Origin of the sequence: Streptomyces sp. CA-243310 (assembly GCF_050936775.1) — a bacterium.
Classification (GTDB): Bacteria; Actinomycetota; Actinomycetes; order Streptomycetales; family Streptomycetaceae; genus Streptomyces.
The window spans coordinates 2,261,754-2,275,937 of the sequence record NZ_JBNJMF010000002.1 but is presented as its reverse complement, the minus strand read 5'-3'; the positions used below and the strand labels follow the sequence as shown (position 1 = coordinate 2,275,937).

At 72.8% G+C, this 14,184-nt stretch carries 11 protein-coding genes and 1 pseudogene; 8 read left to right on the top strand and 4 right to left on the bottom strand.

Going from position 1 to position 14,184, the window contains the following annotated elements:
* Positions 1 to 90 precede the first annotated feature (90 nt).
* Complete coding sequence (locus tag ACQEVM_RS27865; protein WP_433083492.1) at positions 91 to 1,104, bottom strand: polyprenyl synthetase family protein; 1,014 nt, start codon at positions 1,102 to 1,104, stop codon at positions 91 to 93.
* A gap of 227 nt (positions 1,105 to 1,331) precedes the next feature.
* On the opposite strand from ACQEVM_RS27865, the gene ACQEVM_RS27860 reads away from it, so the two are divergent.
* The 3 genes from ACQEVM_RS27860 (at position 1,332) to ACQEVM_RS27850 (ending at position 7,015) form a co-directional block, all read left to right on the top strand.
* Entirely contained in the window at positions 1,332 to 3,479 is a 2,148-nt protein-coding gene (locus tag ACQEVM_RS27860; protein ID WP_433083488.1) for an acyl-CoA dehydrogenase family protein, read from the top strand.
* A 20-nt stretch (positions 3,480 to 3,499) separates the two neighbouring features.
* The gene (locus ACQEVM_RS27855; protein ID WP_433083486.1) at positions 3,500 to 4,705 is read left to right on the top strand and encodes a lipid-transfer protein; all 1,206 of its coding nucleotides are present in this window, start codon (positions 3,500 to 3,502) and stop codon (positions 4,703 to 4,705) included.
* A 120-nt stretch (positions 4,706 to 4,825) separates the two neighbouring features.
* The gene (locus tag ACQEVM_RS27850; protein ID WP_433083484.1) at positions 4,826 to 7,015 is read left to right on the top strand and encodes an FG-GAP repeat domain-containing protein; all 2,190 of its coding nucleotides are present in this window, start codon (positions 4,826 to 4,828) and stop codon (positions 7,013 to 7,015) included.
* 88 nt (positions 7,016 to 7,103) lie between these two features.
* Here ACQEVM_RS27850 and ACQEVM_RS27845 read toward each other — a convergent pair whose 3' ends face one another.
* Positions 7,104 to 7,463 carry a DNA-binding response regulator gene (locus ACQEVM_RS27845; protein WP_433083482.1) on the bottom strand — a complete coding sequence of 120 codons (360 nt, stop codon included), beginning with the start codon at positions 7,461 to 7,463 and terminating at the stop codon, positions 7,104 to 7,106.
* A gap of 265 nt (positions 7,464 to 7,728) precedes the next feature.
* Here ACQEVM_RS27845 and ACQEVM_RS27840 point away from each other — a divergent pair, with 265 nt between their 5' ends.
* From ACQEVM_RS27840 to ACQEVM_RS27830, 3 genes are read left to right on the top strand one after another with little or no spacing between them, the layout of a single operon-like run.
* The gene (locus ACQEVM_RS27840; protein WP_433083480.1) at positions 7,729 to 8,583 is read left to right on the top strand and encodes a MaoC/PaaZ C-terminal domain-containing protein; all 855 of its coding nucleotides are present in this window, start codon (positions 7,729 to 7,731) and stop codon (positions 8,581 to 8,583) included.
* Between the two features lie 42 nt (positions 8,584 to 8,625).
* On the top strand, positions 8,626 to 9,702 hold the full coding sequence (locus tag ACQEVM_RS27835) for a Zn-dependent alcohol dehydrogenase (RefSeq protein WP_433083478.1): 1,077 nt from the start codon (positions 8,626 to 8,628) through the stop codon (positions 9,700 to 9,702).
* 27 nt (positions 9,703 to 9,729) lie between these two features.
* Positions 9,730 to 10,671, top strand: coding sequence for a 3-oxoacyl-ACP reductase (locus tag ACQEVM_RS27830; RefSeq protein WP_433083476.1), 942 nt, complete (start codon positions 9,730 to 9,732; stop codon positions 10,669 to 10,671).
* 42 nt (positions 10,672 to 10,713) lie between these two features.
* Here ACQEVM_RS27830 and ACQEVM_RS27825 read toward each other — a convergent pair whose 3' ends face one another.
* Positions 10,714 to 11,343 (bottom strand): HAD family hydrolase, encoded by a 630-nt coding sequence (locus ACQEVM_RS27825; RefSeq protein WP_433083474.1) that lies wholly within the window; start codon positions 11,341 to 11,343, stop codon positions 10,714 to 10,716.
* Positions 11,344 to 11,387: 44 nt separating this feature from the next.
* The gene (locus ACQEVM_RS27820) at positions 11,388 to 12,524 is read right to left on the bottom strand and encodes a hypothetical protein (RefSeq protein WP_433083472.1); all 1,137 of its coding nucleotides are present in this window, start codon (positions 12,522 to 12,524) and stop codon (positions 11,388 to 11,390) included.
* A 277-nt stretch (positions 12,525 to 12,801) separates the two neighbouring features.
* Here ACQEVM_RS27820 and ACQEVM_RS27815 point away from each other — a divergent pair, with 277 nt between their 5' ends.
* Together ACQEVM_RS27815 and ACQEVM_RS27810 are read left to right on the top strand one after the other, a co-directional pair.
* Complete coding sequence (locus ACQEVM_RS27815; RefSeq protein ID WP_433083470.1) at positions 12,802 to 13,662, top strand: Nif3-like dinuclear metal center hexameric protein; 861 nt, start codon at positions 12,802 to 12,804, stop codon at positions 13,660 to 13,662.
* A pseudogene (locus ACQEVM_RS27810) lies at positions 13,659 to 14,180 on the top strand (zinc ribbon domain-containing protein); the annotation flags it as partial. The gene ACQEVM_RS27815 and the pseudogene ACQEVM_RS27810, both read left to right, overlap by 4 nt.
* Positions 14,181 to 14,184: the final 4 nt, after the last annotated feature.

Genomic DNA, 14,184 nt, shown 5'->3' with positions numbered 1-14,184 from the left:
GCCGCCGGACGTCCGACATCCCACCGACACACCGGGGCGGGACCCGGCGCGAGATCGAGGCCTCGCGCCGGATCGTTTCCTCCCCGACGGTCACACGGAGGCGGCCACCGGAGCGGACGGCGCCGGTCGGAGGGACATGCCGGCCGCGTGGTCCACGAGGTGCCGCAGGATCGCCAGGTGCTGCTCGTCGCCGCCCAGCGCGTCGAGGAGGTGGTGGGACGCGCCGCGGAAGCCGTCGAGGTCCGCGCGGTACCGGTCGAGCACGTCCGGCGCGAGGAGGAGACGGGTCAGCTCCGCGCGCCCCTCCTCGGAGTGCCGCGCGGCGGCGCACGCCTCCAGGAGGTGTTCCCGGGCCGGGAGGGTGTGAGCCACGTCGAGGGCGCAGGTGAGCAGATAGGTGACCGTCCCGTTGAGGAGATCCTCGTTGCGGCCGGAGAGGATGTCCTCCTGGTCGTTGAACATCTGCCACAGGATGCCGAACAGGTAGCCGAACTCCCGCCACAGTTCGACCTTTTCGTCACTCGCGTCGGCCAGAATCGCCGCCATGGCCGTGATCATCGAGAAGGGCCCGCCGGACTTCCCGCGGTAGGCCTCGACCACCGAGGCCCGGGTGGCGTGCTCGACGTCCCCGTCGATGTCGACGAGCTGGCCCTCGGTGCCCACCACCCAGCCGGTGGCGACCTCGGCCGTCAGGGCGACCTGCGTCTCCGCCGACACCGGCAGCGCCCGGACGATCTGGAACGGGAGCACCGATCCGCTGATCATCGAGGCCAGCAGCGCCTCGTTCTGGCTCAGGGTCGCGGAGGTGGTCGTACCGCCGCCGTCGGCGAGGTCGTCGAGATAGCAGGCGGAGGTCCACCACAGCACGTGCACGGCGGACAACGGCGCGGCCGGCCCCGGTTTCCCCGTCTCGATGGCATGTACCAACATCGGCAGCACCGAGAGTGGATGCCTCAATTTCTGATGCCGGAGCAGTCTGCTGACCGCGCTCTTGGCGGTGCTCGCGCCCGAGGCGGGGGCGAGCCGCGCGAGGGCGGCCTCGATCTCGATGTCGATGTCCGAGGCGACTTGTTGGTGGAGGTCCACGTACGTCACGGAATTCACTGGTCATTTCCTTTCGGAAGTGAATTGAAGTCGTCGTTAACGTCCCAGATTCGATCATTTGGGACGGACCCGAGCTAGAGCCATTTCGGGCCATGGCTGAATCTCGTCGGTCCTTACGTCACAGCACTCCTGACCTTCCGTCAGAATGGAACGTGTTCTACTCTGGCCCGCGTTCAGGGGGACGACCGGCGCCGGCCGGAAGCGTCGGAGAGGCGGCAGGGAACCGTATGGGCATCGGAATCACGCGGGAACACCAGGAGTTGGCCGAGGCCGTGCGCGGCTGGGCGGCACGCACCGTGCCCCCCGAGGAGGTGCGCAAACTGCTCGACTGCCCGCCCCGGACCGGCGTGCGGCCCGCGTACTGGGACGCGCTCGCCGCCGCCGGACTGCTCGCACCCCACCTGGAGGGCGGCGACCTCCTCGACCTCGCCGTCGCCGTGGAGGAAGCCGCCCGGGCCGCCCTTCCCGGCCCCCACCTCGCCGGAGCCCTCGCCTCCGCCCTGCTGGACCGGGCCGGAGCGAACGCCTTGGCCGCCGCCCTCGCCGACGGCAGCCGCGTCGGGGTCGTCGCACTGGGCCCCGGCACCCTGACCGCCGTCGCCGTAGAGGGCGGCGGCCACCTCATCGACGGCCTCGCGCCGCCCGTGCTCGGCGCCGGGGAGGCCGACCTCGTCCTGCTCGCCGCCGAGGCGGCCCACGGCACCTGCTGGTTCGCCGTGGACGCCGCCGACCTGGACATCCGCACCCACGAGAGCGCCGACCCGACCCGGCCCACGGCCGAGGTGCGCGCCCGCGCGGTCACCGTGCCGCCCGGCCGTCTCCTCGCCCTCGACGCCGCCCTGGTCCGGGACCTGGCCTGCGTCCTGTTCGCCGCCGACGCCTGCGGCACCGCCGCCTGGGCGGTCCACACCGCCGCCGAGTACGCGAAGACGCGCGAGCAGTTCGGCCGGCCCATCGGTCGGTTCCAGGGCGTCAAGCACCTGTGCGCCGACATGCTGGTCCGCCTCGAACAGGCCCGCGCCCTGGTCTGGGACGCCGCCCAGGCGACGGACGAACCCGCCGAGGTGCGCTCCCTGGTGGCCGCGCTGGCCGCCGCCACCGCCCTCGACGCCGCCTACTCCTGCGCCAAGGACTGCGTCCAGGTCCTCGGCGGCATCGGCTTCACCTGGGAACACGACGCGCACATCCACCTGCGCCGCTCCATCGTCGCCAGGCAACTGCTCGGCGCCGGCGACGGCCACCGGTTACGGGCCGTACGCCTCGCGGCCGGCGGGGCCCGCCGCGAACTGCGCCTCCAACTCCCCGCGCGGGCCGAGGACCACCGCGCGAAGGCCCGCGCCGCCATCGAGGACGCGCACGGGCTCGACCCCGCCGCCGCCCGCCGGATCCTGGCGCCCACCGGCTATGCGGCCCCCCACCTCCCGCCGCCGTACGGACTCGGAGCCGGCCCCGTCGAACAACTCGTCGTCCAGCAGGAGATGGCGGCGGCCGGGGTCAAGGTCGCCGACCTCGGCATCGCCACCTGGGTCGTGCCCTCGCTGCTCGCCCACGGAACGCCGGCGCAGCAGGACGCCTACGTACCGGCGACCCTGCGAGGGGACCTCTCCTGGTGCCAGCTCTTCTCCGAACCGGGCGCCGGCTCCGACCTGGCCTCGCTGCGCACCAGGGCCGAACGCACCGTCGACGGCTCGTGGAGGGTCAACGGACAGAAGGTGTGGACGAGTTCCGCGCACACCGCCGACCACGGGATCCTGCTCGCCCGCACCGACCCGACCGCGCCCCGACACAAGGGCCTCGGCTACTTCGTCATCGACATGACCACCCCCGGCATCGACGTCCGGCCGCTCAAGGAGATCACCGGCGACTCCCTGTTCAACGAGGTCTTCCTCGACGACGTGCTGCTGCCCGCCGACGCCCTGATCGGGGCCGCCGACGGCGGCTGGAAGGTGGCCCGCGACACCCTCGGCAACGAACGCGTCCACATGGCCGACCAGATGACCTTCGACACCGGCCTGGAGGCGCTGATCGCGCGCTCCGCCGCACTCGACGGCTCGTACCGCGCCCGGATCGGCGCGCTCGCCGCCGAGGCCCACGCGCTCGCCTGCATCGGCCTGCGCACCACCCTGCGACAGGTCTCGGGAGCGGAACCGGGCGCGGGCGCGTCCGTACGCAAACTCGTACAGACCCCGCACCAGCAGAAGACCGCCGAACTCGCCCTGGAGCTCCTGGGCCCGGCGGGCGCGGTGCGGGAAGGGGCCGGGGAACGGGCGGTGCACGGGATGCTCATGTCCCGCTGCCTGACCATCGCCGGAGGCACCACACAGGTCCAGCTCAACGTCGTCGCCGAGCGGATTCTCGGCCTTCCCAGGGACTGACCGAAGGGGCGGTAGGGCACATGAAGTCGTACATCGTGGGCGTCGGCATGACGAAGTTCGAGAAGCCGGAGTCGAGGGACTGGCAGTACTGGGACATGGTGCGCGAGGCCGGAACCGCGGCGCTGGCCGACGCCGGCATCGGATACGACCTGGTGGAGCAGGTACCGGTCGGCTACTGCTTCCAGGCCTCCACCGCCGGTCAGCGCGCCGCGTACGAACTGGGGCTGAGCGGCGTCCCCGTCTACAACGTCAACAACAACTGCGCGACCGGCGCCACGGCGCTGATGTTGGCCCGCCAGTTCGTCGAGGGCGGCACCAACGACTGCGTGCTCGCGCTCGGCTTCGAGAAGATGAAGCGCGGCGCACTCGGCGGCGGAGCCGACGGCGGGGACTTCACGACCTCCCCCGTCGCCCGGCACTACGGGATCATGGCCGGTGGGCACGGCTTCGAGATGTCCCCGCCCACCGCGCAGATCTTCGGGAACGCGGCCCGCGAGCACATGGAGCGGTACGGCACCACGGCCGCGCAACTCGCGGCGGTCGGCGAGAAGAACCACCGGCACTCGGCGAACAACCCCCACGCCCAGTTCCAGGACGTGTACGCGATCGAGGAGATCCTCGCGGCCAAGACCATCCACGACCCGCTGACGAAACTCCAGTGCTCGCCGACCTCCGACGGGGCCGCGGCGGCCCTCGTGGTGTCGGAACGGTTCGTCGTCGCCCACGGCCTGCACGACAAGGCGGTCGAGATCGTCGGCCAGTCGATGACGACGGACACCGCCGAGTCCTTCGCATCGGGATCCTGCATCGACGTCGTCGGCAAGCCGATGTCGGCGGCGGCCGGCCGGGCCGCCTTCGAGACGTCGGGGCTCGGCATCGAGGACGTGGACGTCATCGAACTGCACGACTGCTTCTCCGTCAACGAACTGCTGACCTACGAGGCGCTCGGCATGTGCGCGGAAGGCGCCTCGGGCGAACTCGTGGAGAGCGGAGCCACCACCTACGGCGGCCGGTGGGTCGTCAACCCGTCCGGCGGCCTGATCTCCAAGGGGCACCCGCTCGGGGCGACGGGCCTCGCGCAGGCCGCGGAACTCGTCTGGCAACTGCGCGGCGAGGCGGGACCCCGGCAGGTCGCGGGAGCCCGCGTCGGCCTCGCCCACAACATCGGGCTGGGCGGCGCGGCGGTGGTGACCCTGCTGCGCCGCGAGGCCCCGCCGTCGAAGTAGCACCGGTCAGAGCGGTGTTCAGGCGGGCGAGAGTCGGGTGTTCGCACAACTTTTCGCCCCCTCGGGAGTCACACAGGCGTGGCGCACAGTGCGCCTGGTGCTTTTGAGGGAGAAGTGAACGTGGCTCACGCCCGCTCGACCCGGCGGCGGATCCTCGCCGCCACCACCACCGTTCTCGCCGTCACGCTCGGCGCGGGCGTGCTGTCCGCCCCGGCGCACGCCGCCGGCACGGCCGGCGCGGCGAAGACGGCGAAGGCCGCCGCCGACGTCATCGGCTTTCCGAAGAACTCCAAGCTGCTCGACGCCGGACTCACCGGCTTCATGACGCGGGAGGAGGGAACCTTCGACAGGCGCTGGACGCGCTACTCGAACGGTGCCTCGCAGGGCTACGGGTCCGGCACCGCCGTCCTGCGATCCTCCAAGACCACGGACTACCTGGTCTTTCCCATGCACTACCAGGTCACGCTCCGGAACCTGACCACGATGTCGATACTCGACGTCCCCGTCGGACCGGCCGGCGGCGCCAAGTACGCCGGTTCGGCGGCGAACGCCGTCTTCACGACGTCCCCGGACGGCACGGTGCTGCGCAAGCACACGCACCCCACCGAGGGCAACGGCACCGTGACCGTGACCGGCCTCCCGGCCGGCGCGAGCGCCATCGCGGTCACCCCGGGCACCCCGGAGGACGCCCTGGTCACGTTCACCGTCGGCACGACCGCGCAGTGGGGCCTGCTCGACCTCGCCACGGGCGCCGTCGACGAGATCCACGACCGGACGCCGGGCTCCACCGGCGGCGACGTCGCCGTCTCCCCGACGCACGTCGCCTGGACCGAGGGCGACTCCACCGACAAGCCGGCGGTGTTCCTCAGGGAGCGGGCCACCGGCACCGTCCGCGAGATCCCGGTCGAGGACGCGTGGAGCAGCGACCTCCGGATCGGCCTGGTCGGCGGCTGGGTGGTGTACGGCGAGGCGGGCGGCCTCTCCAGCGGCGACACGAACCCGCTGTACGCCCCCACCGCGTACGACCCGGCCACCGGGGCGAAGGTGAAGCTGCTCGACCACCTCACCTCGTCCGCCGCCGCCCCCGACGGCCTGTACGTCCGCGGCGGCACCGTCGCCCAGGGCGAGGGCCTCTACAAGATCGTGCCCGGTGCGGACGGGACGCCGTCCGTCACCCTGGTGGCGACCACCGGCGAACCCACCAAGGCGGTCATCACCGAGAACAGGGTCCCCGCCGTCGTCGACCTCGACCGGAACGGCGGGGAGGTCCACCTCGGTTGGGGGCTGTCCCGGAGCACCGTCGAGGCCGACCTCACCCTGCGCCACGTACGGACCGGCCTGACCCGCGCACTCTCGATCAGGCACCCCTACACCCCGGACGCGACGTTCCCCTGGGACGGGCGGATCGGACCGGACCACGCGAGCGCCCACAACGGCGAGTACACCTGGGAGTTGAAGGTCCGGCCGCTCAACGGCATCGGCCCGGCCACCTCCGCCTCCGGCACGTTCACCGTCACCCGCAAGACCGCGCCGCACGACTTCGACGACAACGGCAGCACGGACGTGCTCTCCCGTGACGGCTCCGGTCGGCTGTGGCGCAGCGACACCACCTTCGCCAAGGAGTTCGGGCAGCTGACGGCCCAGCCGCGCCAGTCGCTCGGCGCGGGCTGGGACGCCTTCGACCGGATCGAGGCGACGGGGGACCTCGACCGCTCGGCGTTCGGCGACCTCGTGGCCCGCGACAAGGCCGGCGTGCTGTGGCTGTACCCCGGCACGGGCCGCGGCGGCTTCGCCAACCGGGTCAAGGTCGGCGGGGGCTGGCAGATCTACGACAAGATCGCCGGCGGCAGCGACCTGAACGGAGACGGACGCGCCGACCTGCTCGCCACGGACACCGCCGGGGCGCTCTGGCTCTACAAGGGCACCGGCTCCGCCACCGCCCCGTTCGCCGCGCGGACCAAGCTCGGCGAGGGCTGGGGGATCTACAACGAACTCACGGCCGTCGGCGACCTCGCGGACAGCGCGGCGGGCGACCTCCTCGCCCGCGACAAGGCCGGCGTCCTGTGGCTGTACGCCGGCAAGGGCGACGGGACCTTCGCGCCCCGCACGAAGCTCGGCGCCGGCTGGAACGAGTACGGCTCGCTCGTCGGCATCGGCGACGGCGACCGCGACGGCCGCCCCGATCTCCTCGCCTCCGGCGCGGCGGCGCAGTACCTCTACGGGGGCACGGGGAACGTGAACGCACCCCTGCGGGGCAGGCAGCTCGCCTCCCTGCCGTACGTGAACGACCCGGGCAACCTCATCGCCTGACGGCCCTGATGGCCCCGCCGCCCCGACCGCGCCCCCACTACCGGGGCGTGGCCGGGGCGGTCCGCTTTCCGGGGCGCGGGGGCGAGCGCTACGGGCCCGCCAGGGCCGGGTCGACGACCGTCTCCCCCCGAGACGCGCGCCGGACGGACTCCGCCAGGTCGTCGATCGGGCCGTCCCGCAGGATCAGCCCCGCCGCCCCCGCGGCCAGGGCGGCGTCGCGCAGCCCCGGATGCGCCGACCCCGTCATCAGCAGGACGGCGCACTCCGGGTCGTCGGCCAGCAGGGCCGCCACCGCGTCCAGTTCCTCGACCAGGGCCACCGCGGGGCGGCTCAGGGTCGAGGCCACCACGTCGATGTCCGGTTGCAGGCCGAGCCGCAGCGCCAGGGCCGGGTTCGGCGGGTCCAGCAGCACCCGCAGGGATCGGGCGGGTCGGGAGGCAACGGGCATTTCGTCCACCCTGTCAGAGTAGGCCCCCCGCGCCGCCGGGGCAGGACTTCCGTCCTGCCGAAAGAGGACCTGACGCGAAGTCAGGAGTCTTCCCAAGTGCTGGGGCGTGCGTTATACATTCCTTCACCGACCCTAGAACGCGTTCTAGAACGAGTCGCGGAGTCGGTCCCGCATACGGCCTCGGTGCGACCGACGGTGCGGACGGCCGCACCGAGGTCTTCCACTCGGTGGAAGCACGAACGACACACAAGGAGCAGCGTCCTCAATGCCGATCGATGCCGCGAAGGCCCTCGCCGCCGCCCCCCGCCGCGGGGACATCGCCTGGGACCACAAGGACATCCAGCTCTACCACCTCGGCCTCGGCGCCGGCCGCCCGGCCACCGACCCCGACGAGCTGCGCTACACCCTCGAATCCAAACTCCACGTCCTCCCCAGCTTCGCGACCGTCGCCGGCGCCGGCATGGCGATGCTCGGCGGCCTCGCCGCCCCCGGGATCGACGTGAACCTCGCCGCCGTCCTGCACGGCGGACACTCCATCGAGCTGCACCGGCCGATCCCCGTCAAGGGGCGGGCCACCTCCAGCTCCCACGTCGCCGCCATTCACGACAAGGGCAAGGCGGCCGTGATCGTCCTGCGCTCCGAGGTCACCGACGCCGACGGGCCGTTGTGGACCAGCGACGCCCAGATCTTCGTCCGCGGCGAAGGCGGCTTCGGCGGGGAACGCGGACCCTCCGTGAAGGAGGAGGCGCCCGACCGGGAGCCCGACCGGACCGTCGAACGACACATCCGTGAGGAGCAGGCGCTGCTCTACCGGCTGTCGGGCGACTGGAACCCGCTGCACGCCGACCCGGAGTTCGCGAAACCGGCCGGCTTCGACCGGCCGATCCTGCACGGCCTGTGCTCGTACGGGATGACCCTCAAGGCCGTCGTCGACACCGCGCTGGGCGGCGACGTCACCCGGGTCCGCGCCTACCGCACCCGCTTCGCCGGGATCGTCTTCCCCGGCGAGACCCTGCGCATCCGGATGTGGGAAGAGCCCGGCCGGGTGCGGGTGTCGGTGACCGCCGTCGAACGGGACGACGCGCCGGTCCTCGCCGACACCGTCGTCGAACACGCGTAGGCGTCGAACACGCGCAAACCACACGACCCAAGGAGCCGCACCGTGCGCGCAGCACTGCAGAGCGAGATCGGTCAGGACAAGCTCGAAGTCGTCGACGACATGGAGGCCGTGGGCTTCGGCCCCGGCAAGGTCAGGATCCGGATCAAGGCCACCGGCCTGTGCCACTCCGACCTCTCCGCGATGAGCGGCGTGCTGCCGCAGCCGGCCCCCTTCATCCCCGGGCACGAGGGCTCGGGCGTCATCACGGACGTCGGCGACGGGGTCACCGGCCACAAGATCGGGGACCGGGTCCTGGTCTGCTGGCTGCCGCCCTGCGGCCACTGTCCCTCCTGCAAGCGGGGCCAGGGACACCTGTGCCTGGAGGCGTTCGGGAACGTCGCCACCCCCAACTTCCGGCGCGGGAGCGACGACATCTTCGGCTTCGCCGGCACCGGCACCTTCGCCGAGGAGATGGTCGTCCCCGCCGGGTGCGCCGTACCGATCCCCGACGACGTCCCCTTCGACATCGCCGCCCTGATCGGCTGCGGCGTCACCACCGGACTCGGCGCCGCCATCAACACGGCCAAGGTCGAAGCCGGCTCCTCGGTCGCCGTCATCGGCTGCGGCGGCGTCGGGATCTCCGTCATCCAGGGCGCCAAGGTGCAGGGCGCCGCCCAGATCGTCGCCGTCGACCCGGTCGCCTCACGGCGCGAGGCGGCGCTGCGCTTCGGGGCGACCGAGGCCGTCTCCCCGGAGGCCTTCGGTGACGCCAGGAACCGGATCACCGCGGGCGAGGGCTTCGACTACGTCTTCGAGGTGGTCGGCAAGTCCGCTACCACGCAGACCGCCTACGAGATGACCCGCCGCGGCGGCTCCGTCGTCGTGGTCGGCGCGGGCGCCCTCGACGACAACTACTCGATCAACATGTTCTCGCTGTTCTTCGACGAGAAGAAGATCCTGCCGTCGATGTACGGCGGCGGCGACGTCCTGCGTTCCTACGAGCGCACCATCGCCCTGTGGCGGGCCGGCCGGGTGGACCTCGCGGGCCTGATCACCCACCGGGTGCGGCTCGGCGAGATCAACGAGGCCCTCGACCAGATGCGCACCGGCGTCGCCCTGCGCACCTGCATCGAACTCTGAGCGAACTCCGAGAGAGGAACCGTACGGATGTCACTGCCACTTGAGGGACTCTCCGCGATCGTCACGGGGGCGGGCCGGGGCCTGGGCCGGGCGGAGGCGATCGAACTCGCCCGGCTCGGCGCGAGCGTGGTCGTCAACGACTTCGGCCAACCCGGCCGCGACGGCTCGGGGGAGGCCTCCGCCGCCCCGGCGGAGGAGGTGGCCGCGGAGATCCGCGCGGCGGGCGGAGCGGCCGTCGCCCACCTCGGCGACGTCGCCGACTTCGAGCAGGCCCGGGAACTGGTCGCACTGGCCGTCAGCAGCTTCGGCAAGCTCGACGTCCTCGTCAACAACGCGGGCATCCTCCGCGACCGGATGGTCTTCTCGATGTCGGAGGCCGAGTGGGACTCGGTGATCCGGGTCCACCTCAAGGGACACTTCAACACCACCCACTTCGCCTCGGTGCACTGGCGGGAACGCTCCAAGGCGGCCGGCGGCCCGGTCTACGGCCGGATCGTCAACACCTCCTCCGAGGCCTTCCTCGGCGGCTCTGCCGGCCAGCCGAACTACGCGGCGGCCAAGGGCGGCATCGTGGGCCTCACCACCTCGACGGCCCTCGCCCTCGCCAAGTACGGGGTCACGGCCAACGCGATCTGCCCGCGCGCCCGCACCCGCATGACCGAGGACGTCTTCGCCGGCTTCCAGGTCCCGCAGGACGACAGGCTCGACGCACTCGCCCCCGAGCACGTCTCCCCGCTGGTCGGCTACCTCGCCTCGCCCGCCTCGGCGAAGGCCAACGGGCAACTGTTCGTGGTGCACGGCGGGATCGTCGTCGTGATGGAACGCCCCAGAGTGGCCGCGAAGTTCGACACCACCAAGGAGGCCTTCTCCTACGAGGAACTCGACGAGGTCCTCACCCCGCACTACGACGCCCGCCCCGCGAACGAGACCTTCGCGGCCACCGAGGTCCTCGGCCTCAAGCACGACTGACCCGAGCGGGGACCGGGGCGACGGGCCCCGGTCCCCGCCGGGTCAGGCCCCGGACGCCAGGCCCAGCGGGCCACGCAGGTCGGCGGGCTCCCGGTAGTGGACGCCCGTCATGCCGAGCGCGACGGCCGCCCGGACGTTCTCCTCGCGGTCGTCGACGAACAGGCAGCGGGCCGGGTCCACGCCCGCCCGGGCGGCGGCGATCTCGTAGATCTCCCGGTCCGGCTTCGCCACGCCCACGCGGGCGCTGCTCACCACGTGGTCCGCGAGATCGGCCAGGCCCAAGGACTCCAGGTCGTCCTCCAGGTCCAGGGTCGCGTTGGTCACCAGGACCACGGGCACCCCCGCCGCGCGCACCCGGCGCAGCAGGTCCACGACCGCCGGGTCGGCGGAGAACGGCGCCCCGGTGAAGGCGCCGGCCAACGCGCGGGCCGTATCGACCGGCAGGCCGAACGACCCGGCGAGTTCGGCCGTGACGGACTCCGCCCACTGGTCGCGGGTGAGCCGGCCCACCATCAGCGGCTCCTCCCGCTCCGGGGCGAACGCCACCTTGCCGGTCGTGCCCTCGGCCAGCCCCGTCGCCCGCTCCAGCTCCGTCACACGGGTCGTGTCGTAGAACCGGATCACCTGGTCGACATCGCACAGCACCGCGTCGTGAGCCCCTGGGTTCGCCATCCCCCCTGTCTAGCAGAGGGCCGCCGACGCCCGACGTACGGGCCTCAGCTCAGCGGCGCCTGCTGGAGCGGGACGGGGCGGGGCGTCGCCGGCGTCACGTCCACCGGCGCCGGGTCCACCGGCTCCGCGTCGACCGGGGCCACCTCCGCCGGGGCCACGCGCACCGGGGCCGGCGGGGCGATCGGCCGGCGCAGGGTCGCCACGCCGCACGGGACCTCCGGCGTGGCGTACGGAAGGCGCAACCGGCCCTCCGCGCTCCACAGGCCGCCGCCGAGCCAGCCCACCGGGGCCGCCAGACGGAAGACGTGCCGGTCGGCGGGCCGCCACAACACGATGCCCTCGGGCACGCGCAGCGCCACCCCACAGGTCTCCGGCATCAGCGCCTGCCCCGGCTGCACCGCGAACGGCACCGCGTCCGCCGGCCGCAGGCACTCCGGGAAGCGGACCGGGCGGGAACTGCCCAGAACCCCCCAGCCGAGCCGGGGCTCGCCCGGCGCGTCCGAGCGGATCAGCAGCAGGCCACTGTCCGGGGCCGCCGACAGCAACCGGTCGTCGCTGTCCTCCGCGATCTGCAGGAGCGGGGTGACGTCCCCGCCCCGGCCCAGGTCGACGACCACGGTCTTGGTGGGGCCGTCCAGTTCACGGTCCAGCGCCAACAGGCGGCCCGCCCGGTCCAGCCAGACGCCGCCCGAACAGCGGCCGGGCACGCGGGCCACGCGCTCCGGGCCGAACGCGCTCCCGGCCACCTGCCAGACGACGGTCTCGTCCGCCCCCACCTCCAGGGCGAAGGCGACGTCGCCGTCCGGGGACGGCGGCAGCAGGCTCACCCGTACGTCCTCGGTCGCGGGCTGCACGGCGCCCAGCGGGCGTTCCCCGGTGCAAGGGCCCCCGCCGGCGCCCGCCGACCCGACGGGTCCCGTCGGGTACAGCAGCGCGAACGCGTGCCGGTCCGCGACGCGACGATGGATCAGCACCCGCCCGTCGGCGAGCGGCGACACCTCGGTGTCCGCCTCCTCCGGCTGCGAGAGCGGCAGCGGAACCGCGTAGGGCTCGGGTCCGGAGAGGGTCCAACGCTCCGGGTAGCGGGCCTCGCCGACCCCGGCCAGGCGGGTCGCGTACGACCCGTCCGCGGCGATCGTGAACGGGGCCGTCGTCGTCATTTCGATGGCACAGACAGTCATCCGGGCCGTCACCTCCGGTGAGGAAGCTAGTTTTCGTGCCTCTCGCCGAACAACACCAGCAACCGCGCTTCACACGTACGGGTGGCCCGATGGGCGTTCCCCTCAGACCGGGGTCGGCAGTGTGCTGTGCCATTTCGGGGGGTTTGGGATGAGGAGGGCGGGTCCCGCGTCACCCCCCGGGAGCCCCCGAAGACGCCCCGGGACACCCGGCGACCGCCCGCGGGGACGGTCCGACGTCGAGCACGGGGCCGGTCCGGGCGGACGGTAGCCTTGGCCCGTGCCCCGTCTCTCTGAAGTCATCGCCGCGCTGGACGCTCTCTGGCCCCCCTCGCGGGCCGAGCAGTGGGACGCCGTCGGAACCGTCTGCGGCGATCCCGACGCCGAGATCTCCCGCGTCCTGTTCGCCGTCGACCCCGTCCAGGAGATCATCGACGAGGCCGTGAAGCTGGGGGCCGACCTGGTCGTCACCCACCACCCCCTCTACCTGCGGGGCACCACCACCGTCGAGGCGGGCACCTTCAAGGGCCGCGTCGTGCACACGCTGATCAAGAACGACATCGCCCTGCACGTCGCGCACACCAACGCCGACACCGCCGACCCCGGGGTCTCCGACGCCCTGGCCGGCGCCCTCGACCTGCGCATCACCGGCCCCCTGGTCCCGGACCCCACCGACCCCGAGGGCCGTCGCGGTCTCGGCCGGATCTGCGAACTGGACCACCCCGAGACCCTCCGCGAGTTCGCCGCCCGCGCCGCCGCCTGGCTGCCCCAGACCGCCCAGGGCATCCGCGTGGCCGGTGACCCGGACACGCCGATCCGCACCGTCGCCGTCAGCGGCGGCTCCGGCGACAGCCTCTTCGAGCAGGTCCGCGCCGCCGGCGTGGACGTCTTCCTCACCTCCGACCTGCGCCACCACCCGGTGTCCGAGGCCCGCGGGCAGAGCCCCCTCGCCCTCGTCGACGCCGCCCACTGGGCCACCGAGTGGCCCTGGTGCGAGCAGGCCGCAGCGCAGCTCGACGCGATCTCCGAGCGCCACGGCTGGGGTCTGCGGACCCACGTCTCGCGCACGGTCACCGACCCGTGGACGGCGCACGCGCCGTCCGTGACCTCCCCTTCTCATAACCCTGGAGCCCCCAACTGAACGCCGAGCCCGCCGACCAGATCCGACTTCTCGACGTCCAGGCCCTGGACGTCCGGCTGTCTCAGCTCGCCCACAAGCGCAAGTCGCTGCCCGAGCACGCCGAGGTCGACTCCCTGACCAAGGACCTCGCCCAGCAGCGCGACCTGCTCGTCGCCGTCCAGACCCAGGCCAAGGACGCCGCCCGCGAGCAGACCAAGGCGGAGCAGGACGTCGACCAGGTCCGTCAGCGCGCGGCCCGCGACCAGCAGCGGCTCGACTCGGGCGTCGGCGTCTCGGCCCGCGACCTGGAGAACCTCCAGCGCGAGGTCGTCCTGCTCGCCAAGCGCCAGGGCGACCTGGAGGACGTCGTCCTGGAGGTCATGGAGCGTCTGGAGGGCGCGCAGGAGCGCGTCACCGAGCTGACCGATCGGGTCGCCTCGCTGGAGGTCAAGCTCGCGGACGCCACCGCCCGCCGTGACGCCGCCACCGGTGAGATCGACGCCGAGGTCGCCGGCATCGCCAAGGACCGCGAGGTCATCGTCG